Source organism: Sphingosinicella humi (assembly GCF_003129465.1).
Lineage (GTDB): Bacteria > Pseudomonadota > Alphaproteobacteria > Sphingomonadales > Sphingomonadaceae > Allosphingosinicella > Allosphingosinicella humi.
Genome location: NZ_QFFF01000002.1, coordinates 201,770 through 221,801 on the forward strand (window position 1 = coordinate 201,770; position 20,032 = coordinate 221,801).

Genomic DNA, 20,032 nt, shown 5'->3' on the forward strand with positions numbered 1-20,032 from the left:
AGCGAAGCAATCCAGCTCTTGCGCCCGCTGGATTGCCCCGTCGCTACGCTCCTCGCAATGACGACGGTGCCTAAAGCTGCCCTTCGAGCCAGCTCTGCAGCGCGCCCTTCGGGGCGGCGCCGACCTTGGTGGCGGCGGGCTGGCCGTTCTTGAACAGGATCATCGTCGGGATGCCGCGCACGCCATATTTGGCGGGAGCGTCGGGATTCTCGTCGATGTTCAATTTGGCGACGGTGACCTTGCCGTCCATCTCGTTGCTGATCTCTTCCAGCGCCGGCGCGATCATCCGGCACGGGCCGCACCATTCCGCCCAGAAATCGACGAGCACGGGCTCGGACGCGCCCAGCACATCGGACTGGAAGGAAGCGTCGGTGACGGTCTTGGTGGCCATGATAATCTCCTGAAAGCTTTGAGAAGGATGTAGGATACCGATGGCGCCGGCTCAACCGGGGGTAAGCACGGGGTCGGGCCTGAAGGCGTCGAGCAAGGCGGCGGGCAGCGGATGAAGCTTCGGCCCCGCGGTATAGAGCAGGGCCGCCTCGACCTCGTGGCCGGGGAAGATGATCTCCAGCGCGGCGACATAGGCAGCCATCTGGCGCAGATGCGGCTTGGGGATGTCGGCGGACGACGCTGGCACCATCCTCCCCGTCTTGAAATCGATCACGCGGACGCGCCCGTCGCTGACGAGCAATCGGTCGACGGTGCCGGTGACGACCGAGCCATCGGGAGTGACAGCCGCGATCGGGGCCTCGGCCAGCGCTTCTTGGCCGAAAATGTCCGCGAAGCGCGGATCGGAAATGATGGCGCAGGCGTCCTCGACCAGAGCCTTCCTCAGCGCCGAATCGGCGATGCCGGCGGACCGGGTCAGCCAGCTGTCCGCCACAGGCTCGCGCTCGCCCGGGTCGACCGCCGGCAGGCGCTCGAAAAGCTGGTGAAGCAGCCTGCCCCGGTCCGCGGCGGCCCGCATCTCCGGCGTCGGAGGCGGATTGGGAACATCGTCCTCCCCCAGTGATGACGGCGCCAGCGGTCGCGGCGGGCGGGCTTCGACGGGTGCCGGGCGATGAAGCCACTCGGGCCCGTCCGCGCCACGCTCGGGAGGACGACGGGTGGGAGCCGCCCGGGCCGGTGTCTCCGGGTCCCCAAAGCGGCGGGCGCGGCCCCAGTGGGGCTCGTCTTCCCATAAGCAGCCAAGGCCATCGAAGGAGGTCTGGAGCGCGGCGTACCAGCTCGCCTGGGGCGGTCCGTTGCGGTCGGCCGGGCCCAAGGCTCCTCCCACATAGAGCCGCTCCTCCGCGCGCGTCAGGGCGACATAGAGGAGGCGCCAATGCTCCTGTCGATCCAGCGCATCCTGAGCCTCGATCTGGCTCTTCAGCGGCTCCGTCAGCTCGTCCTTGCGCGGCCGGAAGACGGGCAGTGGCGGCAGCCCCTCCTCCAACGTCAGCTCGGCCGTCTTGCCCGGCGACCGGTTCGGATCGACACATGAGTCCGCCAGGATGACGACCGGCGCCTGCAGCCCCTTCGAGCCATGGACGGTCATCACCCGCACCGCGTCCAAAGGTGCGGAGGGATCGCGGACGATCTCGACGTCTCCCCTCGCGAACCAATCGAGGAAGCGCTGGAGCGAGGGGATGTTGGTCGTCTCGAATTCGAGGGTGAGCGAAAGCAGCTCCTCGATCGGATCGCGAGCTTCCGGACCGAGCCGCTCCAGCAGGCGGCGGCGGCCCTGCATTGCCCCGGAGAGAATCGTCTCCAGGAACTGATGCGGCGTCGCATAGTCCGCCATGGCGAGGAGTTCGCCGAGCTGCTTACGCGCTTCGCAGCCCTGGGGAAGCGCGGACCAGAGCGATCCTTCGCGCTTGTGCGCAACCTCGAACAACTGCTCCTGACTCCAGCCAAGCAGCGGCGATACCAACAGCGAGGCGAGATTGAGGTCGTCCAAGGGCTGGGCGGCGAAGCGGGCGGCGGCCAGCAGGTCCTGAACGGCGAGCGGGGCCGACAGGAGCAGCCGGTCGACGCCGGCGACCGGCACGCCCTCCGCATGAAGGCGGGCGACGATGAGCGAGACCAGGGTCGAGCGCCGTCGGACGAGGATGAGGATATCCTCCGGACGAACCGGGCGCTTGTTGCCGGCCTCGCCGAGCTCGAAGGGGTGATCGAGCCAGTGGCGGATCTGCCTCGCGAGCTTCCCGGCGTAGCGGCGGACGGTGTCGCTGACCCATCCCTCCTCCCCGGCTTCGTCCGAAGCTTCGGCGATCTCGTCGGAATAAGGCTGCCACAGGATGACCGAGCCGGGGCGGGTCGCGTGGTGGCTTTCATGGGGGTTGGGCCGGCGGGGCAGCCCCAGCGCCCCGTGGCCCTGATCGGCGATGAAACGGTCGACGACCGTCAGGACAGGCGGCGAGGAGCGGAAGCTGCGATCCATCGACAGGTCGAGGAAGTCGCGGTCGATGGCAGAGGCCTGGCGGACGAACCATTCGCGGGCGATCTCGAACGAACCGGGGTCGGTGCCCTGGAAGCCGAAGATCGCCTGCTTATAGTCGCCGACGGTGAAGATGGTGCGGTGGCCGGAGGGCTCGTCCGCGCCGCCACCCCGCGCCCCCTCGCCGGCGAAATATTCGAGCGCCAGCGCACGAACGATGTTCCACTGGCTGTGATTTGTATCCTGCGCTTCGTCGACGAGGATATGGTCGGTGGCCTGATCGAGCTTGTAGCGCACCCAGTCGCCCATTCCGGGCTCGAGCAGCAGGCGCTCGGCCGTCCGGATGAGATCGTCGAAATCGACCACGCCCTGGGCGCGCTTCGCTTCTCCATAAGCGCGGGCGAAGGTCTGGCCCGCCCGAAGGCCCGCGGCGAACAGGGCGACGAGCCCGGCCGCCGCGCGCATGGCGAGCAGCGCGCGGCAGCATTCGACGAGCCGCGCGGCATGGTCCGCATAATCGGGATCGGCCTTGAGGAGACCCGCCGAGATCGATCGCGGCTCGCCGTCCTTCTTGATTACGATGGCGGCGAGATCGGCGAGACCGGCGGCCCGCCCCGCCCCGTCTCCGGACAGCCAGCCGGAGATGACGTCGCAGCAGTTGAGCCCGGTCGACGTGCCCCAGGCACGATTGGCGGCGGCAATCGCGTCGACCGTTTTTCGGTCAAAGACGTCGTCGCCGCAGGCCGTGGCGATGGCCTCGTCTATGTCGCCGAGGGGCAGAGCGAAGACGTGGCGAAGGCGTGCCTCGACTCCCTCGCGCGGGCCCAGCGTCTCCATCGCGGCCGGCGCGCGCGCGCATTCCATCAGGAAGGCCTCGGCGCCGCCCTCGCCAAGGCGATGGCTGAGCGCCTGCAGGTCGCGCACCAGCGGCTGGTCCCCTTCCCGCTCGGCGCGGACGAGCAGGTCGGCCAAGGTCTGGCGGGCCAGCAACTGCTCTTCCCGGCCTTCGAGCGGCCGGAAGCCGGGGACGAGCCCTGCTTCCGACGGAAAGGCGGCGAGCAGACTCTGGGCGAAGGCGTGGATGGTCTGGATGCGCAGCCCGCCCCCCGGCGCGTCGAGCACGCGCGCGAACAGGGTGCGGGCCCGCTCGCGCATCTCGGGCCCGACCGGTTCGCCGAGCGCGGCCAACTCGACGGCGAGCGCCGCATCCTTCAGCCGCACCCAATAAGCGAGCCGCTCGTGGATGCGATGCGCCATCTCGGCGGCGCCGGCCTTGGTGAAGGTGAGGCAGAGGATGGAGGCCGGATCGACGCCCGAAAGCAGCAGCCGCAGCACCCGGGCGGTCAGCACATGCGTCTTGCCGGTGCCGGCCGAGGCGGACAGCGCCGCATGGTCGCGCGGCGACGACGCACGAAGCTGATCGCCCGCCAGGCGCGCCAGAGGCTTCAAACGCTTAGGCAATCGAACAACCCCGCATCCCGGCCGAGCATAAGGAGCGATTTGCGCCCGCGCCACGCCTCAATGCCAGCGCGTGACGAACGACAGGTTTCATGGGCTATTGCCGAACCTCACGGTTACCTGCGCGCGCGAGCATTCGGATCGACGACAATGCGAAATTGGTGGTACCAGGATCATGTGATGCTCGGGCCATAGGGTAGTCGCTGAGGAGAGCGCGATGCGGATGGTGTTCCTGTTTGCCGGGATGGCGATGATGGCGAGCGGCCCGGCTCAGGCAGCGGAAGTCTATGGCGGCGTCCTGGCGCACGACATCGATTCCCCGCTGACGCACGGCGGCCGCGAGGGAGGCGCCGACTTCCAACTCGGCTGGCGCGGCGAGCGCATTGGGGCCTTGAGCTTCATCGGCGCCCCCTCCCCTTATCTGTTCGGCTCTCTCCATAGCGGCGGCGACACCCATTATGCGGCGGCCGGGGTCAGCTGGAGGATCGGGGGCCGTCTGTTCCTCCGGCCCGGCATCGGCATCGCCGTTCATATGCGCAGCGACGATGGCGTAGAAGACGGGCGGAGAACCGATCTCGGCTCGCGTGTGCTGTTCGAGCCCGAGCTTAGCCTCGGCTACCAGATCAGCGTTCGCATGGCCGTCGAGGCGAGTTGGGTTCATCTGAGCCACGCGCAGCTGCTCAGCCGGCAGAATCCAGGCATGGACAGCGTCGGAATTCGGCTGAACTACCGCCTGCGCTGACCCATGCAACCGCCCCTCAACCCCCTCGTTCTCGACGAGAGACTGCTCCGCGACCTCCTGCTCGTGCTCGATCTCGCCGGGACTTTCGTCTTTGCGATCAGCGGGGCGATGCTGGGGGTCAGGAACAGGCTCGACTTCTTTGGCGTGCTGGCGCTGTCCTTCGTCGCATCCAGCGCGGGCGGGATCACGAGAGATCTGCTGATCGGTGCCCTGCCTCCGGCGGCGATCAACGACTGGCGCTATTTCGCGGTCGCCATGGGGGCGGGGGTGGCGATCTTTTTCTGGTACTCGCCTATATCCCGCCTGCGCAAAGCGATCCTGGTCTTCGACGCCGCGGGCCTCGCGCTCTTCGCGGTCGCCGGGGCCGAGAAAGCGCTCGCCTTCGGCCTCAACCCGATGATGGCGGCGCTGCTCGGCATGGTGACGGGCATCGGCGGAGGGATCATGCGTGACCTGCTCGTCGCTCGGACCCCGGCGGTGCTTCAAAGGGATCTCTATGCGATTGCCGCGCTGGCCGGGTCGTCGTTGGTCGTCATCGGCCATCTGCTGGATTGGGCGGTTATTCCCACTGCCATCGCGGCCGCCGCCCTTTGCTTCGGGATTCGCCTGATCGCGGTCCGACGCGGCTGGAGCCTCCCTGTCGCCGCCTCCTCCGAGCAGGATGAGTCGAGTTCCTGAGACGACATGCATCTGGGTAACGGCTGATTGGGCAAGTCGGATGGACTCAACGGAGCAGCTGGCGTTGCCGATCCTCCACGAGGACATCGCCATTCTCCTCATGCTCATGGCTATTGTCGTCCTCTTTTTCATCCCCGTGGCCGCCGCCGTAGAGCAGCGCCGCCGGGCCGCGCAGCACCTCGATCCGGCGCAGCAGCAGCGGCTCACTGACGATTGTTTCTTGGGTTGCCTACAAGCGGACATTCGTTGTGGGATTTCGACATTTCCGTAATTGTCGAAATGTGTATTGACGAGTGCCAACGACTCGAATATTTCCATGTTCATCGAAATGATGGAGTGAGCGATGTCGAGGAGCTTCAGGCAATTTGTCGAGCGCGTGTTGACGATAACCTCCCAGCAGCTTCGGCTGTGCTGCCATCGGGAGGTGGGGAACCTCCCGCTGGAAATGCTCCGCCGCGATGATCCTCGCTGGGGGAGGCTCCGCTGATGGACTCGGCCGCCGTCGTCACCGCCCTGGGCGCGTTGGCGCAGGAGCACCGGCTGGCGGTGTTCCGCCTGCTGGTGCAGGCCGGCGACGAGGGTATGCCGGCCGGCGCGATCGCCGAGGCTTTGGGCGTCCCCAACTCGTCGCTGTCGTTCCACCTCGCCCAGCTCAACCGGGCGGGCCTGATCAAACAGGAGCGGCAGAGCCGGTCGCTCATCTACACCGCCGACTACGCCGCGATGAACGCGCTGCTCGGCTATCTCACCGAGAATTGCTGCGCCGGTGCCGCCTGTGCCCCGGACGCCGCCTGCGGCGCCGAAGCCGCTCCCATCCAGAAAAGGAAATCCGCATGAAGCGTCTGCACGTCCATGTCGGGGTGAACGACCTCGACCAGTCCATCGGCTTCTATTCGACCCTGTTCGGCGCCGAGCCGTCGGTCGTGAAGCCGGATTATGCCAAGTGGATGCTGGAGGATCCGAGGGTCAACTTCGCCATCTCCTCCGGCAATGCGCATAAGGGCATCGAGCACCTCGGCATCCAGGTCGAGAGCCAGGACGAGCTGAAGGACGTCTACGGTCGTCTCAAGGCCGCCGACCGACCGGTGCTCGAAGAGGGCGCCACCACCTGCTGCTATGCCAAATCGGAGAAGAGCTGGATCGCCGACCCGCAGGGCGTCGTCTGGGAGGCCTTCTTCACCAATGGCGATGCGACCGTCTATGGCGACAATGTCGACCTGTCGGCCATCTCCGCCAATGCGGCGGAGGCGACCTGCTGCGCTCCCGCCCTTCCGAAGAGCGACGCCTGCTGCGAGCCGAAGCAGGATCGTCCGGCCGAAGCTTCGTGCTGCGGCTGACGCGGCTCGACGATAGCGATCTGGCGCGGCTCGAGTCCGCGCTGGACGCGGCCGGCCTCCCTTATGATGACGTGCGCGAGGCCGGGCGATTCTTCTATTGGTCGGACGGACCGCACGCCAGCTTCGTCGGCCTGGAGGTCTTCGGCGGCGACGCTCTTTTGCGTTCGCTCGTCGTGCCTTTGGGTGCGCGCGGCAAAGGTCTCGGGAGAAGAGTGGTCGAGACCCTGCTCGTCGAGGCAAGCGAGAGCGGCATCGAGCGGCTCTGGCTTCTGACGACGACCGCCGAAGCCTTCTTCGCCGCGATCGGTTTCGAGCCTGTCGCCCGGCAGGAGGCGCCTCCCGCCATTCGGACAACGCGGGAATTCCGCGACCTGTGCCCGGCATCGGCCACCTTCATGAAACTGGATCTCGCGAGGAACCGTCTGTGAGCGTCACCATCTATCACAACCCGTCCTGCGGCACGTCCCGCAACACGCTGGGGATGATCCGCAGCGCCGGCATCGAGCCCACCGTCATCGAATATCTGAAGGAGCCGCCTACGCGCGCCGAGTTGGTGTCGCTGGTCGAGCGGATGGGCATCAGCCCTCGCGACCTCCTGCGTCAAAAGGGCACGCCCTATGCGGAGCTGAACCTCGGCGACGCCTCGCTCACGGACGACCAGATCATCGACGCGATGATGGAGCACCCGATCCTGATCAACCGCCCGATCGTGGTGGGTCCTAAAGGCGTGAAGCTCTGCCGCCCGTCCGAGGAAGTCCTGTCGGTCCTCGACCGGCCGCTCCAGACCGACTTCGTGAAGGAAGACGGCGAGGTGGTGGTGAATGAAAGCGGCCGCCGCGTCGGCGCCCGCAAGGAATAAGCCATGGCCACCGAAGCTGTCGCGGCCACCCGGCCGGCCATGTCGCCCTTCGAGCGGTATCTGTCGCTCTGGGTGGCGCTGTGCATCGTCGCGGGCATTGCTCTGGGTGCAGCGATACCGGACCTGTTCGCCGTCATCGCCTCCGCCGAAGTCGCACGAGTGAACCTGCCGGTGGCCGTGCTCATCTGGCTAATGATCATCCCCATGCTCCTCAAGATCGACTTCGCGGCGCTGGGGCAGGTGCGGCAGCATATGCGGGGCGTCGGAGTCACGCTCTTCATCAACTGGGCCGTGAAGCCCTTCTCGATGGCGCTGCTCGGGACCTTCTTCATCGGATGGCTGTTCCGGCCGCTACTGCCGGCCGACCAGATCGAGAGCTATATCGCCGGCCTGATCCTGCTCGCCGCTGCGCCGTGCACCGCGATGGTGTTCGTCTGGTCCAACCTTTGCGAGGGCGAGCCGCACTATACGCTGAGCCAGGTCGCGCTGAACGACCTCATCATGGTGTTCGCCTTCGCGCCGCTGGTGGGACTCCTCCTCGGCGTGGCGTCCATCACGGTGCCGTGGGAGACCCTGCTGCTGTCGGTTGTGCTCTATATCGTCGTGCCGGTCATCATCGCTCAGGCCCTCCGCAGGGCGCATCTCCGCAGCGGCGGGCAACAGGCGTTGGATCGGCTGTTGAAACGGGTGGGACCGATTTCGCTGATCGCCCTCCTGACGACGCTGGTGCTGTTGTTCGGTTATCAGGGGGAGCAGATCCTCGACCAGCCGCTGGTGATCCTCCTTCTCGCCGCGCCGATCCTGATCCAGGTCTACTTCAATGCCGGCCTGGCCTACTGGCTCAGTCGACGATTCGGCGTGGCCTGGTGCGTGGCCGCTCCGGCCGCGCTGATCGGCGCCTCCAATTTTTTTGAGCTCGCCGTCGCCGCCGCGATCAGCCTGTTCGGCCTCAAGTCGGGGGCGGCGCTGGCAACCGTTGTGGGCGTACTCGTCGAAGTGCCGGTGATGCTCTCAGTGGTGGCGTTCGTGAAGCGCACCAGGCGTTGGTATGACGAAGGAGCAGCGACGAGCTGATACTCGGCCCGCGGAGGCCTGCTCAAAACGTCCGAGATCGTGCGCCGGCAGGCTTCCGCCGTTACCTGCGGCGTCTCGAGGATGACGGACTGGCGCTATCAGCGCTCCGATGGAAGTCGAGCGCCTCTAGGCCTGACAACTTTGTCGGAATGGCGGATCGCGCGGTGTCGGAATGGCGCCGCGCGAACATCCACTAAGAGACTGAAAAGAATGGTGGACGCACTAGGGCTCGAACCTAGGACCCGCTGATTAAGAGTCAGCTGCTCTACCAACTGAGCTATGCGTCCATGCCTGAAGGCAATGCGCTTCGGGAGCGATCGGTTCCCGGCGCGGCGTGCCCGCTAGCATGGCCGATGCGGCGATGCAATGGGTCGCTGATCGCGAAGATGGCGTGGCCTGCGTCTTTCGCAAGACGGGCGTGGGCGATGAGGAGAGGCAAGTTGCGCCGAGACCTCCCGCGGGGCTCCCCGGAGCGCGGGAGGTTCGTTTGCGCGCGGGTTAGGGGCTGACGGGGATGTCGTCGCCGTCATCGTCGTCGATGATCTCGATCAGCGCCCAGACGCTGGCGACACCGAAAGCGGCGAGCAGCGCATAGCCGAGGATGTTGCCGCCCTCGAACTGAGCGCTTTCTCCCTGGGAGCCGAGGCTGGTTTCCGTCGCCGGCTGCGGCACGGACTGGGCAAGCGCCGGCGCCGTCGCCATGACGAGAGAGAGGGAAGCCAGGGCGGCCGTTGTTCTTTTAAGCATGACACCTCCTTGGCGACGGGCAGGTGCCGTCGCGGAGTCTGTCCAACCGTTCGCGCTGCCTATCTTTCCGCAACTCATGTCGTGTCGGTAACCATTCGCCGCAAAGCCTCGAGCCGATCCGCCTCTGCCGCGGGCTTGTCGGTGCGGATGCGGCTGATCCTCGGGAAGCGCATGGCGAGCCCCGATTTGTGGCGCCGGCTGACGTGGATCGAATCGAAGGCGATCTCGAGAACGAGGCTCTTCTCGACCTCGCGCACCGGGCCGAAGCGCTGGACGGTATTGTTGCGGACGAAGCGGTCGAGCCAGAGCAGTTCCTCGTCGGTGAAGCCGAAATAGGCCTTGCCGACCGGAAGCAACTCGCCGTCCTCGGCCCAGCAGCCGAACGTGTAGTCGGAATAATAGGACGAGCGCTTGCCGCTGCCGCGCTGGGCATACATCAGCACGCAGTCGGCAACGAGCGGATCGCGCTTCCACTTGTACCAATGGCCGACCCGCCGGCCGCCTATATAGGGGCTGTCCCGGCGCTTCAGCATCACGCCTTCGATGGCGGCGTCGCGGGCGCCGCCCCGGATCGCCTCCAGCGCGTCGAAGCAGGGAGCGTCGATGAGTGCGGAAACGTCGAATCGGTCCGGATCCAGCGTAGCCGCGAAATGCTCCAGCCGTGCGCGTCGCTCGCTCCAGGGCAGCGGCCGCAGGTCCTCGCTGCCGTCGATCAGAATATCGTAGAGGCGGACGAAGGCCGGATAGTCGCTCAGCATCTTCTGCGACACGGCCTTGCGGCCCAGCCGCTGCTGGAGCGCGTTGAAGCTCGCCGCCCCGCCGCCATGGGCGGCGGCGCCCTGCGCCTCGCCCTTGACGAGCAGTTCCCCGTCGACGGCGCCGTCGCGGTCGAACGCGCCGGCAACGTCCGGAAAGCTCCCGGTGATGTCGTCGCCGGCGCGGCTGTAGAGGCGGGTCTCGCCGCCCGCCCGAACGATCTGGACGCGAATGCCGTCCCATTTCCATTCCGCGGCGTACTCGTCCACCGACAACCGGATGCCCTCCAACGGATGGGCGAGCATGAAGGGGCGGAACACCGGGACATTCTCTACCGTCGGTTGGGCTCCCCTGCCCTCCGCCCAGGCGAACAGCGGCAGATAGGGCGGGCCGATCCCGTGCCACACCTCCTCCACGGCATCGACGTCGAGGTCGAAAGCCTGCGCGAGCGCGAGCTTGGCCAAGCGTGCCGAAACACCGATGCGCAAGGCACCGGTGGCAAGCTTCAGCAGCGCATAGCGACCGCTGGCATCGAGATGATCGAGCATGCGGGCGAGCGCGCCCGGCGCTTCCGCTCGTCCCAGGCCCGCCAGCCGCTCGACGACATTGGCGAGGCGTAGCGTGCCGTCGTCCAGGTCGGCGGGCTGGTCGATCGCTTTCGGCCAGAGCAGCGACAGCGTCTCGGCCATGTCGCCGACATAGTCGCGGCTCATATGAAGGAGCACCGGATCGACCCGTTCCTCCGCGATGGCGCGAACGACCGCCGGCTTGACCGCCGGCAGGTCCAGCTCGCCGGTGAGCGCGGCCAGCGCATAGCCGCGGTCCGGGTCCGGCACCCGTCTCAGATAATCGCCGATCAGCTTCAGCTTGGCGTTGCGCGAGCGGGTGTAGACGAGCCCATCTAGAAGCTGGGAGAATTCACGCATCGCTGGCGTAACGAACAGACGCGAGCGCCGGGTGCAACCCCGTCAGCGCCGGAACGCCGACGGTTCAGCTGTGTTTAGCCAGCAGCACGAAGGAGAGCCTGATGCTGAGAGCCATCGGCTGCATTGTCATTATCCTGGCCATCATCGGCCTCCTGGTCGTCAGCGGATTGCTGAGCCTGATCTTCTAGCCGCGACGCCGTCGCCCGCGCTCGTTAGATGCGATAGCCCATCGACTCGGCCCAAGGCTGCAGCACCGGCAAGATGCCCTCAATCGAGTGACGATACCGCTCCCAGCGCCCGCTGGCGCCGGAGTAGATGCCTTCCGTCACCTGGTCGTAGCTCGGCGCGAGGATCCGGCCCCGCCCCGCCGCGGTCTCCTGGTGATCCAGGATCCGGTCATCCCAGGGCAGATCGAGAAAGGTCAGCAGGGAGCGCATCTCGGGCTCCACCTTCTCGACGATCCGCTCGTAGCGCACAGTGTGGACGCTGAGGGGGAAGACACGGGTGCACCTACCCCACAAGCCCATCACGCCGTCGTACAGACCGGCAGCGTCGCCGAGATCGAGGAAGCTCGCCATCGCCTCGTTGACCTGGAAATCCTGCATGAAGCAGCTCAACACCGCGTCGCACGGGTGGCGCTGGGCGAATATGAAACGGGCGTCGGGGAATATCCGATGGATAAGCGGCGCGCCGACGAGGTTGAGCGGAAGCTTGTCGACGACGAGGCCGTCGCCTGCCGGAACATGCTTGTCGAGTTCGGAGAAGTAGAGCGCCCTCAACCGATCGACAGCGGCGGTCTCAAGGCTTGGCAGGCGCGAGAAATCGCCCATAGCGGTCTTCACTTGCTCCAGCAGCGGCACTTCCTCGAGCACCCTGACGTCGGGGTGCCCCATCAGCAGCGTGTCGAGCAGCGTCGTTCCGGAACGAGGAAAACCGACGAGAAAGACGGGGGCTGGGCGAGACCGGCTCGGCTCGGCCGCGCGCCAGCTGGCGTACCAGCGCTCGTTGACCAGATCCGCGATCGAGGCAACCTGCCGCCGATATTGTGCGGCGCGCAGGCGAGCGTCCGGATGGGCGCGCAAGGTCAGCCGATTCATTTCCTCGAAGGCCGCGAAGGCGGTCTCGGTGTCGTCGAGGGCATCGGCGAGGCGGCCGATGAGGCGCGCCCGCCGTACGGGCTCGACACCCTCGGGCACCGTCTTGGCGAGGGCTAGCGCCTCCTCGAGCTTGCCTTCGCGCCGCAACGCCACGGCGCGCAGATAGGTGAGCGCCTCGGACGTGACGCCCTCGGCATCCGCTTGACGGAGCAGCTCGGCGAGCGCGTCTAGCCGGTTGCCGCGCTCGAGCACGATTCCAAGCTCCAGATAGGCGGCGACGGCTTGGGGATGGGTCTCGATCGTACGCAGATAGGCCGCTTCCGCCTCGTCGAATCGCACCAGGCTGACCAGGGTTCTGGCCCATTCAAGTTGCGCCTCGAGGTGAGCCGGCGCCAGTTCGGCGGCGCGGGCCAGGGGAGCGAGGGCGTCCGCATCGCGTCCCAGGTGCCTCAGCAGGCGGCCAAGTTCGAACTGGATCGCGGCATGATCCGGGGCGAGCCGGGCCGCGGCTTCGTAGGCGCCGACGCTTTCCTTGAGGCGGCCGGCCTCGACGAGGGCGGCCCCGAGGTTGAGCTGGACGGTCGCCATGTCGGGCCGCAATCGCGCCGCGCGCGTCAAGGCGTCCACGGCCGTCTCGCGATCCCCTGCCGCGCGCAGGGTATTGCCGAGATTGTTCCAGGTCTCCCAGTCGTCGGGATAGAGCGCCACCGCGTCGCCATAGGCGTCGATCGCCTCGGCATGACGGCCCTGGGCCTGCAGAATATATCCCCGAAGGCGCAGCAGATCCGCATCGTGGCTCTGGGCGCGGTCGACTCCGAGAATCGCCTCGGCCGCCATCAGGTCGCCCGTCGCGACCAACGCGCTTGCAAGATCGAAGCGAATCCGAGTGTCGCCGGGTGCGATCTCGTGCGCCCGGCGAAGATACTCCACGCCCTTGCCGAGGTCGCCGCTTCGGCAGCAACTGTCGCCCAGGAGCCGCAGGAGGGCGGCGTCGTCGGGTCGATCGGCCAGCGCCGCTTCGCCGTCGACGCGCGCCTGCGCGAAATCGCCGCGCTGATGATGGTGGAGAGCCCGGTCGAGCGCGGTCGTTACGTCAGACAATGGGGAGGTCTTCCTGTATGAGGCGCTCCCGACGCGGGAGCTTTGCAGGAGTGATTCCCTAAAGGCCAAGCAGGCGCAAGGCCGGTTTCAGCCTCGTTGGCCGGTCGCGAACAGGAACCAGGCGCGCTCCTCCGCCTCGTCCGTCCAGTCGTCGAGTATGCCCGAGGTGCCGTTGTCCCCGGCCTTGTCGACGATTTCCTTGGCCTCGCGTAGCGATTCGACGAGCGCGAGATTGTCGCGGTGGAGCTCGGCCAGCATGTCCGGGGCGCTGACGAACTCCGCGTCATTGTCTTCGATACGCTTCAGGCGAGCGATATGGCCGATCGAGCGCAACGTCGTCGATCCGATCTTGCGCACGCGCTCAGCGATGGCATCGGTGGTGGCGAGGATCTGCGCGGCCTGCTCGTCGAGCATCAGATGATAGTCTCTGAAATGCGGGCCCGAGACGTGCCAGTGGAAATTCTTGCTCTTGATGTAGAGCGCATAGCTGTCCGCCAGGATCGCGTTGAGCGCCTCGGCGACGGTGCCGATCGCATTGCGTTCCAGATCAGACGGGGTCTTCAATTCGGCCGGGGTCGCGACCATTAGCTCCTCCTTTGATTGACTACTTCTATAACGAAGAAGGAACTAATTTGCTCCATCAATAACTGGACTGTCACTGATCGAGTGACTAGATCAGCTCGAGGCTAATCACGGCTACAACGAAGCTCGCCACCAGGAACAGCACGGCTATGCCGACGCGGGCCTGTCGCAGCGGCGCCGTGGCCAGCCGGTCGGCGAGAAGCGCGGCAGGGACGTTCGCGGCCACCATCCCCGCGGTCGCGCCGGCGGCGGCGAAAAAGAGGCTGTCGAACTGGGCGGCCAACGCAGCGGTCAGGAGCTGCGTCTTGTCGCCAAGCTCTACGATGAAGATGCTGGCGGCGGCGGTGATCAAGGCGCCCGTCTTCCAGTGAAACCCGACCTCCGGCCGCTGCCCGCCGATGAGGCCGCTGACGCCGGCAAAGGCCAGGGCGAGCGCAACCAGCAAGGCCGTCGCCCGGGGCGTGACGAGGTCGTGGAGCCAGGCCCCGGCGAAGGCGGCGGCGAGGCTCCCCGCCAGAGCCGCCAGGGCCAGGCCGAGCAGGATCGGACCCGTCCGACCGTATCGGGCGGCGAGCGCCATCACCAGAAGCTGCGTCTTGTCTCCGGTTTCGGCCAGGGCGGCGGCCAGGAAGGTGGCAAGTAGGACGTCCATCGCGCTCGGTCAGGCGCCGAGGCGCACCGATACCGACGCAATCATCGCCTGGCTCACCGCATCGTCATTGCGCTCGCAGCCGATCGCGTCATGAAGACGGTCGAGATAGAGAGCCGTCGCGCAACGGCGGGGGCCTTCTTCAGTAGCGGCGCGTTCCATGGCCTCGGCGAGATGGACGACCGGAATCAGGCCATAAGCAGCCGCAAGGCGGCGGATCGACTGGATCGATTCCAGGAGATTATGTTTCGGGCGGCGGCGCGACAGGCGCTGGAGGCTTTCCAACCGCTCGCAAAGCTCGGCCCTGACCAGCATCGTCGCATCATGTTCGGCACGCATGGTCGAACCTCCTGCCGTTCCCGATGCCGGCATCATGCCCGAGTAGAGTTACAGGCCGGTTAAGCAGCCGCTGCCCTTGACAGAAGGCCCGGATCGCGGCAGAGCCCGGCCGCGCAGCAAGGCGGCGGCGACGCCGCTTTTATTTTTCGCGACACCCGTTTCGTCAGACCCGTTTTTAAAGAGGCTGCCATGGCCAAGCCAGCAACCGTCAAGATCAAGCTCGTCAGCTCCGCCGACACCGGCTTTTTCTACGTGACCAAGAAGAATCCGCGGAACATCACCGAGAAGATGACCTTCCGCAAATATGATCCCGTCGCGCGCAAGCACGTCGAGTTCAAGGAAGCCAAGATCAAATAAAATGCGTCATCCCGGCGTAAGCCGGGATCTCGTGCATAAGGGCCGCGTCGTCTCGTCGAGATGCCGGCCCTCGCCGGCCCGACGTTCAGGTCCCGAATTCGGAGTCCTCGTCTTCCCGCCGCGCCAATAGCGCTCCCACCGCCTGGACGAACCGCACGACCGAGATGGGCTTCGCCTCATAGCCCTCCGCGCCGGCGTCGCGAATCCGCTCCTCGTCGCCCTTGGCCGCATAGGCGGTGACGGCCATGATCGGCACGCTCTTGAGTTCCTCGTCGGCCTTGAGCTGCTCGATCAGCTCCAGCCCGCTGATATGCGGCATCTGGATATCCATGATGATGAGCTCCGGCCCGAATTCGCGGGCCTTCTCCATGGCGTCGCGGCCGTCCCTCACCGGCTCCGCTTCATAGCCATGGGCCCGGAGCAGATCGCAGAAGAGCTTCAGATTGAGTTCGTTATCCTCGACAACGAGTATTTTCTTCGGCACGCGCTCGCCTCTAGGAAGCCCTCACAACACCCTTAGGCGATGAAGATTCAGGAAACAAATATGGATAAGGCGGCGGCCATCGCCCTTTCCGCGCTTGGCTGGACCCTTGCGGACGACGGGCGGGCGCAGCGACTGCTGGCGCTCACGGGGCTGTCCCCGGATGATTTACGGTCGCGCGTGGGCGATCCCGCCGTGCTGGCGGCGACGGTGGGGTTCCTGGAAGCGCATGAGCCGGACCTGCTTGCCTGCGCACAGGCGCTTCAGGTCGAGCCCGCCGAGCTCATAGAGGCGCGAAGGGTGCTGGAGTCATGAGCCGCCCTCTCCTCATCAGCGACTGCGACGAAGTGCTCCTTCATATGCTCCGCCATTTCTCCGACTGGATCGGCGAGGCGCATGGGTTCGATCTTGCGCTCGACGCGACCAGCTTCCGGGACGCGGTGCGGGAAAGGGAAACCGGCCTGCCCGTCGCGGAAGAGCGTGTGTGGCCGCTGCTCGACGGCTTCTTCGACAGCGAGATGCACCGCCAGAATGTCGTTCCCGGCGCCATCGAGGCGCTGGGCACGATCGGCGAGGTTGCCGACATCGTCATCCTCACCAATCTTGGCGACGAATATCATACGAGCCGCGTCGAGCAGCTCGAGGCCTTCGACATCCGCCACCGGGTGCTCTGCAATCGAGGCGGCAAGGGCCGGCCGGTGCGGGAGCTGATTGCCGAGATGCGACCCAGCGTCGCGGTCTTCGTCGACGACCTCGCCGTCCATCATCAATCGGTGGCGAAGCACGCGCCGGACGTGTGGCGGCTGCACATGATCGCGGAGCCGAGATCGGCGGTCCACATGCCCCCTGCGCCGCATGCCCACGCCCGCATCGACGAATGGGAGGAGGCGCGCGGCTGGATCCTGCAACGCTTCGATGAAGGCCCGGCCAAGGCTTGACCCGGCGCATCCGGCGGTGCTTACGGACTTGTCATGACCGACAGCATCGCAGACCGCATCGCCGCCCAGGGGATCACCCTTCCCGAGCCCGCCGCCCCCGTCGCCGCCTATGTGCCGGCCGTGGAAGTGGGCGGGCTGCTTCACATTTCGGGCCAGCTCCCGTTCGACGACGGGCAGCTGATGACCGGCCGTCTCGGCGAGGATCGGGACGTCGACTATGGCCAGAAGGCGGCGCGGGCCTGCGGCGTGATGCTGATCGCCCAGATGAAGAAGGCGTTGGGCAGCCTCGACCGAGTCGAGCGGGTCGTAAAGCTCGGCGTGTTCGTCAACAGCGCCGGCGCCTTCACCGATCAGCCCAAGGTCGCCAACGGCGCCTCCGAGCTGATGGAGCAAGTCTTCGGCGAGGCGGGTCGCCATGCCCGCAGCGCCGTCGGCGTGCCGGTGCTGCCCTTGGGCGCCGCCGTCGAGATCGATGCCATTGTCGCGGTCAAGGCCGGCTGATCCCGCGCTCGCCCGGCTGATCGCCCAGCCCATCGCCCATCGCGGGTTGCATGGGAGCGGGCGTGTCGAGAACAGCCGGGCCGCCTTCGAGGCAGCCATCGCCAGAGGCCAGGGCATCGAGCTGGACGTCCAGGCGAGCCGGGACGGCGAGGCCGTCGTTTTCCACGACTATGCGCTGGATCGCCTCACCACCGCTTCCGGCAAGGTAGCCCTCCGCAGCCTGGCGGATTTGCGCGAAGTAAGGTTGCGCGGCACCGCCGAGACCATCCCCGATCTCGCCGAGACTCTGGCGCTGATCGGCGGTCGCGTGCCCCTCCTGATCGAAATGAAGGCGCCCAGCCGTATTGTCGGGCCACTCTGCCGTTCCGTGCGGGATGCATTGCACGGCTACGACGGGCCCGTGGGCGTCATGTCCTTCAACCCCGAGGTCGGCCGCTGGTTCTCGGTCCATGCGCCGCACATGCTTCGCGGCTTGGTCGTGACTGAACGGGAGAAGCGTGGGCCGAGGGGCGAGGTCGAACGCCGCCTCGCATTCTGGCGCTCGCGACCCCATTTTCTGGCTTATGACATACGCGACCTTCCCTCCCGCTTCGCCGCCGGGGCGCACCGCCCCGTGCTGACCTGGACCGTCCGTACGGCGGAGGATCGCGCGCGGGCCGCGCGGCACGCCGATCAGATCATTCACGAGCTGCCGGAGCTCAGGTGACTGCCCGCCAGATAGCGGCGCGCGTCGGCGAGGGCGTGGCCGCCTTCGATCCGGTCGAGTGGGATCGTTGCGCCGGCCCGGACAATCCCTTCACGACCCATGCGTTTCTCTCTGCCTTGGAGGAATCCGGGAGCGCCACGGCGGCGGCCGGCTGGCAACCCGTTCCGATTGCGATCGACGGCGCGGATGGGCGGCTCGCGGCGGTGATGCCGGCCTATGCCAAGAGCCACAGCCAGGGCGAATATGTGTTCGACCACGCCTGGGCCGACGCGTTCGAGCGCGCGGGCGGACGCTACTATCCCAAGCTCCAGATCGCCGTGCCCTTCACGCCGGTGCCGGGCCGGCGGCTGCTGACAGACGAGCCCAGTCTCGCTCCCGGGCTCATCGCAGCGGCCGAGGAGCTGGTGCGGCAGAACGGCCTCTCCTCCGCCCACGCCACCTTCATCGCGCCGAGCGAAGCGCCCTTGTTCGAACGCGCCGGCTGGCTGATCCGCGTCGACAGCCAATTCCACTGGCACAATGACCGGTATGGATGCTTCGACGATTTTCTCGCCACCCTCTCCTCGCGCAAGCGCAAGGCGATCCGCAAGGAACGCATCGCCGCCCTCGAAGGCCTGACGGTGGAGCATGTCACGGGAGGGGCCATAGCCGAGCGGCACTGGGATGCCTTCTGGACCTTCTATCAGGACACGGGCGCCCGCAAATGGGGCCGGCCCTATCTCACCCGCTCCTTCTTCTCGCTCCTCGGACAGAAGATGGCGGACCGGCTGTTGCTGATCCTTGCGATTCGGGACGGGAAGCCGATCGCCGGCGCGCTCAACCTCGTCGGCGCCGACGCTCTCTACGGCCGCTACTGGGGGACGATCGAGGAGGTGCCGAACCTCCATTTCGAGATCTGCTACTATCAGGCGATCGAAGCGGCGATCGCGCGCGGGCTGAAGCGGGTCGAGGCGGGCGCCCAGGGCGGGCACAAGCTCAGCCGCGGCTATCGCCCGGTGCCGACCTTCTCGGCCCATTATCTCGCCCATTCCGGACTTCGCAAAGCGGTCGCCGAATATCTGAGCCACGAGCGCGCAGCCGTGGCGCACGAAATCCGCGCGCTGGAGGAGATGACGCCCTTCAAGAAAGGCTGAAGGTGGCGCGCGATGTGCGGGCCTTAAGCGCCAGAGGGTCTGTAAGCCGGGTTCTGTCCAGCGGATCACTCCGCCTGTGCGACCATTCCTCTAGGAGGCGGATCGCTCCGCCCCTCCAGCAACCAACCCGGGCGACGAGCCGGAACATGGCCCATATGCCGCCCCTATTCGGTCTTGCTCCCGGTGGGGTTTACCGTGCCGCCTTCCGTTGCCGGAGGCGCGGTGCGCTCTTACCGCACCCTTTCGACCTTGCCGGCCCGAAGACCGGCGGTTTGCTTTCTGTTGCACTGTCCCTGGGGTCACCCCCGCCGGGCATTACCCGGCACCGTCGTTCCGTGGAGCCCGGACTTTCCTCGCCTCGCTAGCGCGAGCCGCGGCCGCCCGACCCTCTGGCGTGCTCCATGTAGCGATTGCGCCGCCATTCTCCAAGGCGAAGCTCAGCCATTGCCGAGCAGCAAGCCCAGGAGGATGGCACGGGTCTCGCCGTCGATGACGCCATCGACCTGCTCCGGTCGGAAGCGGCGCTGGAAGGCAACCACCGCCGCTTGGGGATCGCGAACGTCGTAGCCGAATCGCTCGAGGGCCAGGAGGAAGCCTCCATCGGTCCAGTTAGGGTCGAGGAGATTGCGGGTCGGCCGGCGGACGGCAAGCCCGAGCTTGGCCAGGCGGTTCCATTCGAACAGCTCGCCCGGGTCCTGCTTGCGCGCCGGCGCGATGTCGGAATGACCGACCACATTGGCCTTCGGGATTCCATGGCGGCGGACGATGTCGGCGACGAGCGGCACGAGCGCGTCCATCTGCTCCTCGGGGAAAGGCTGATAGCCGAACTCGTGCCCCGGATTGACGATCTCGATGCCGATGCTGGCGGAATTGACGTCCCTCACCCCACGCCAATGCGAGCGGCCCGCGTGCCAGGCGCGCTTCTCCTCGTCGACCATCCGCAGCACCTGCCCGTCCTCCGCCACCAGATAGTGACAGGAAACCTTGGCCTCCGGGTCACGGAGCCGTTCGATGGCCGAAGCGGCGTCGACCATGCCGGTATAATGCAGCACCAGCATGCTGATGGGCACGTCGCGCTCATCGAAATTGGGCGAAGGACAGTCGATGATGGCGCTCATGGCCACACTTGCGCTCGAAAATCGCGCGCTCGTC

24 protein-coding genes, 1 tRNA gene and 1 other RNA gene are annotated in these 20,032 nt (G+C 66.6%); 14 read left to right on the plus strand and 12 right to left on the minus strand.

Annotated elements, in window-relative coordinates; genetic code table 11:
• Positions 1-70: 70 nt before the first annotated feature.
• Positions 71-391 carry a thioredoxin TrxA gene (gene trxA, locus DF286_RS14295; RefSeq protein WP_109272356.1) on the minus strand — a complete coding sequence of 107 codons (321 nt, stop codon included), beginning with the start codon at positions 389-391 and terminating at the stop codon, positions 71-73.
• Positions 392-442: 51 nt separating this feature from the next.
• Positions 443-3,880 carry a double-strand break repair helicase AddA gene (addA, locus tag DF286_RS14300; RefSeq protein ID WP_109272357.1) on the minus strand — a complete coding sequence of 1,146 codons (3,438 nt, stop codon included), beginning with the start codon at positions 3,878-3,880 and terminating at the stop codon, positions 443-445.
• A 214-nt stretch (positions 3,881-4,094) separates the two neighbouring features.
• Between addA and DF286_RS14305 the strand changes: the two genes are divergently transcribed.
• The 8 genes from DF286_RS14305 (at position 4,095) to arsB (ending at position 8,567) form a co-directional block, all read left to right on the plus strand.
• Positions 4,095-4,619: an acyloxyacyl hydrolase gene (locus DF286_RS14305; RefSeq protein WP_109272358.1), complete on the plus strand. Its 525-nt coding sequence runs from the start codon at positions 4,095-4,097 to the stop codon at positions 4,617-4,619.
• A 63-nt stretch (positions 4,620-4,682) separates the two neighbouring features.
• A complete protein-coding gene (locus DF286_RS14310) occupies positions 4,683-5,297 on the plus strand; it encodes a trimeric intracellular cation channel family protein (protein WP_243444897.1) in 615 nt (204 codons plus the stop codon).
• Between the two features lie 64 nt (positions 5,298-5,361).
• On the plus strand, positions 5,362-5,568 hold the full coding sequence (locus DF286_RS14315; protein WP_146193642.1) for a hypothetical protein: 207 nt from the start codon (positions 5,362-5,364) through the stop codon (positions 5,566-5,568).
• Between the two features lie 215 nt (positions 5,569-5,783).
• The gene (locus DF286_RS14320) at positions 5,784-6,134 is read left to right on the plus strand and encodes an ArsR/SmtB family transcription factor (protein WP_109272361.1); all 351 of its coding nucleotides are present in this window, start codon (positions 5,784-5,786) and stop codon (positions 6,132-6,134) included.
• Entirely contained in the window at positions 6,131-6,634 is a 504-nt protein-coding gene (locus tag DF286_RS14325) for an ArsI/CadI family heavy metal resistance metalloenzyme (RefSeq protein WP_109272362.1), read from the plus strand. Before DF286_RS14320 ends, DF286_RS14325 begins: the two co-directional genes overlap by 4 nt.
• Positions 6,622-7,062, plus strand: a complete 441-nt coding sequence (gene arsN2 / locus DF286_RS14330; protein ID WP_207790055.1) for an arsenic resistance N-acetyltransferase ArsN2 — start codon at positions 6,622-6,624, stop codon at positions 7,060-7,062. The genes DF286_RS14325 and arsN2 overlap by 13 nt, the downstream gene beginning before the upstream one ends.
• Positions 7,059-7,493 (plus strand): arsenate reductase (glutaredoxin), encoded by a 435-nt coding sequence (gene arsC / locus DF286_RS14335; protein ID WP_109272363.1) that lies wholly within the window; start codon positions 7,059-7,061, stop codon positions 7,491-7,493. The genes arsN2 and arsC overlap by 4 nt, the downstream gene beginning before the upstream one ends.
• A 3-nt stretch (positions 7,494-7,496) precedes the next feature.
• A complete protein-coding gene (gene arsB / locus DF286_RS14340; protein WP_109272364.1) occupies positions 7,497-8,567 on the plus strand; it encodes an ACR3 family arsenite efflux transporter in 1,071 nt (356 codons plus the stop codon).
• Positions 8,568-8,778: 211 nt separating this feature from the next.
• Here the strand turns inward: arsB and DF286_RS14345 are convergent.
• From DF286_RS14345 to DF286_RS14375, 7 genes are all read right to left on the minus strand, one after another.
• A tRNA-Lys gene (locus DF286_RS14345) sits at positions 8,779-8,854 on the minus strand.
• A 211-nt stretch (positions 8,855-9,065) separates the two neighbouring features.
• The gene (locus DF286_RS14350) at positions 9,066-9,314 is read right to left on the minus strand and encodes a hypothetical protein (protein ID WP_146193643.1); all 249 of its coding nucleotides are present in this window, start codon (positions 9,312-9,314) and stop codon (positions 9,066-9,068) included.
• Positions 9,315-9,388: 74 nt separating this feature from the next.
• Positions 9,389-10,996: a cisplatin damage response ATP-dependent DNA ligase gene (locus DF286_RS14355; protein WP_109272366.1), complete on the minus strand. Its 1,608-nt coding sequence runs from the start codon at positions 10,994-10,996 to the stop codon at positions 9,389-9,391.
• Positions 10,997-11,208: 212 nt separating this feature from the next.
• Entirely contained in the window at positions 11,209-13,194 is a 1,986-nt protein-coding gene (locus DF286_RS14360) for a tetratricopeptide repeat-containing sulfotransferase family protein (RefSeq protein ID WP_158274705.1), read from the minus strand.
• Between the two features lie 87 nt (positions 13,195-13,281).
• Positions 13,282-13,779 carry a Dps family protein gene (locus DF286_RS14365; protein ID WP_109272368.1) on the minus strand — a complete coding sequence of 166 codons (498 nt, stop codon included), beginning with the start codon at positions 13,777-13,779 and terminating at the stop codon, positions 13,282-13,284.
• Positions 13,780-13,864: 85 nt separating this feature from the next.
• On the minus strand, positions 13,865-14,428 hold the full coding sequence (locus tag DF286_RS14370; protein ID WP_109272369.1) for a TMEM165/GDT1 family protein: 564 nt from the start codon (positions 14,426-14,428) through the stop codon (positions 13,865-13,867).
• A 9-nt stretch (positions 14,429-14,437) separates the two neighbouring features.
• Positions 14,438-14,764 (minus strand): hypothetical protein, encoded by a 327-nt coding sequence (locus DF286_RS14375; RefSeq protein ID WP_109272370.1) that lies wholly within the window; start codon positions 14,762-14,764, stop codon positions 14,438-14,440.
• 189 nt (positions 14,765-14,953) lie between these two features.
• Here DF286_RS14375 and rpmG point away from each other — a divergent pair, with 189 nt between their 5' ends.
• On the plus strand, positions 14,954-15,121 hold the full coding sequence (gene rpmG, locus DF286_RS14380) for a 50S ribosomal protein L33 (RefSeq protein WP_106640541.1): 168 nt from the start codon (positions 14,954-14,956) through the stop codon (positions 15,119-15,121).
• 85 nt (positions 15,122-15,206) lie between these two features.
• On the opposite strand, the gene DF286_RS14385 is transcribed toward rpmG, so the two are convergent.
• Positions 15,207-15,605 carry a response regulator gene (locus tag DF286_RS14385; protein ID WP_109272371.1) on the minus strand — a complete coding sequence of 133 codons (399 nt, stop codon included), beginning with the start codon at positions 15,603-15,605 and terminating at the stop codon, positions 15,207-15,209.
• Between the two features lie 60 nt (positions 15,606-15,665).
• On the opposite strand from DF286_RS14385, the gene DF286_RS14390 reads away from it, so the two are divergent.
• Genes DF286_RS14390 through DF286_RS14410 form a run of 5 tightly spaced genes read left to right on the plus strand, consistent with a single transcriptional unit; the run spans position 15,666 to position 18,880 of the window.
• Entirely contained in the window at positions 15,666-15,917 is a 252-nt protein-coding gene (locus DF286_RS14390; RefSeq protein ID WP_243444898.1) for a DUF3572 domain-containing protein, read from the plus strand.
• Positions 15,914-16,540 carry a hypothetical protein gene (locus DF286_RS14395; protein WP_109272373.1) on the plus strand — a complete coding sequence of 209 codons (627 nt, stop codon included), beginning with the start codon at positions 15,914-15,916 and terminating at the stop codon, positions 16,538-16,540. Before DF286_RS14390 ends, DF286_RS14395 begins: the two co-directional genes overlap by 4 nt.
• Before the next feature lie 33 nt (positions 16,541-16,573).
• Positions 16,574-17,041 carry a RidA family protein gene (locus DF286_RS14400; protein ID WP_109272374.1) on the plus strand — a complete coding sequence of 156 codons (468 nt, stop codon included), beginning with the start codon at positions 16,574-16,576 and terminating at the stop codon, positions 17,039-17,041.
• Complete coding sequence (locus tag DF286_RS14405) at positions 17,013-17,747, plus strand: glycerophosphodiester phosphodiesterase family protein (protein ID WP_109272375.1); 735 nt, start codon at positions 17,013-17,015, stop codon at positions 17,745-17,747. Before DF286_RS14400 ends, DF286_RS14405 begins: the two co-directional genes overlap by 29 nt.
• Positions 17,744-18,880, plus strand: a complete 1,137-nt coding sequence (locus tag DF286_RS14410; RefSeq protein ID WP_109272376.1) for a GNAT family N-acetyltransferase — start codon at positions 17,744-17,746, stop codon at positions 18,878-18,880. Before DF286_RS14405 ends, DF286_RS14410 begins: the two co-directional genes overlap by 4 nt.
• A 26-nt stretch (positions 18,881-18,906) precedes the next feature.
• Here DF286_RS14410 and rnpB read toward each other — a convergent pair.
• Positions 18,907-19,273, minus strand: an RNA gene (gene rnpB / locus DF286_RS14415) — RNase P RNA component class A.
• 44 nt (positions 19,274-19,317) lie between these two features.
• Positions 19,318-19,998 (minus strand): N-acetylmuramoyl-L-alanine amidase, encoded by a 681-nt coding sequence (locus DF286_RS14420; RefSeq protein WP_109272377.1) that lies wholly within the window; start codon positions 19,996-19,998, stop codon positions 19,318-19,320.
• Between the last annotated feature and the right edge of the window lie 34 nt (positions 19,999-20,032).

Coding starts and splice junctions, on each gene's coding strand:
- DF286_RS14375 (WP_109272370.1), bottom strand. CDS start 14,764: ATGCGTGCCGAACATGATGCGACGATGCTGGTCAGGGCCGAGCTTTGC.
- DF286_RS14325 (WP_109272362.1), top strand. CDS start 6,131: ATGAAGCGTCTGCACGTCCATGTCGGGGTGAACGACCTCGACCAGTCC.
- DF286_RS14405 (WP_109272375.1), top strand. CDS start 17,013: ATGCCATTGTCGCGGTCAAGGCCGGCTGATCCCGCGCTCGCCCGGCTG.
- DF286_RS14370 (WP_109272369.1), bottom strand. CDS start 14,428: ATGGACGTCCTACTTGCCACCTTCCTGGCCGCCGCCCTGGCCGAAACC.
- DF286_RS14350 (WP_146193643.1), bottom strand. CDS start 9,314: ATGCTTAAAAGAACAACGGCCGCCCTGGCTTCCCTCTCTCTCGTCATG.
- DF286_RS14355 (WP_109272366.1), bottom strand. CDS start 10,996: ATGCGTGAATTCTCCCAGCTTCTAGATGGGCTCGTCTACACCCGCTCG.
- DF286_RS14400 (WP_109272374.1), top strand. CDS start 16,574: ATGACCGACAGCATCGCAGACCGCATCGCCGCCCAGGGGATCACCCTT.
- DF286_RS14390 (WP_243444898.1), top strand. CDS start 15,666: ATGGATAAGGCGGCGGCCATCGCCCTTTCCGCGCTTGGCTGGACCCTT.
- trxA (WP_109272356.1), bottom strand. CDS start 391: ATGGCCACCAAGACCGTCACCGACGCTTCCTTCCAGTCCGATGTGCTG.
- DF286_RS14320 (WP_109272361.1), top strand. CDS start 5,784: ATGGACTCGGCCGCCGTCGTCACCGCCCTGGGCGCGTTGGCGCAGGAG.
- DF286_RS14395 (WP_109272373.1), top strand. CDS start 15,914: ATGAGCCGCCCTCTCCTCATCAGCGACTGCGACGAAGTGCTCCTTCAT.
- arsB (WP_109272364.1), top strand. CDS start 7,497: ATGGCCACCGAAGCTGTCGCGGCCACCCGGCCGGCCATGTCGCCCTTC.
- DF286_RS14365 (WP_109272368.1), bottom strand. CDS start 13,779: ATGGTCGCGACCCCGGCCGAATTGAAGACCCCGTCTGATCTGGAACGC.
- DF286_RS14305 (WP_109272358.1), top strand. CDS start 4,095: ATGCGGATGGTGTTCCTGTTTGCCGGGATGGCGATGATGGCGAGCGGC.
- DF286_RS14420 (WP_109272377.1), bottom strand. CDS start 19,998: ATGAGCGCCATCATCGACTGTCCTTCGCCCAATTTCGATGAGCGCGAC.
- rpmG (WP_106640541.1), top strand. CDS start 14,954: ATGGCCAAGCCAGCAACCGTCAAGATCAAGCTCGTCAGCTCCGCCGAC.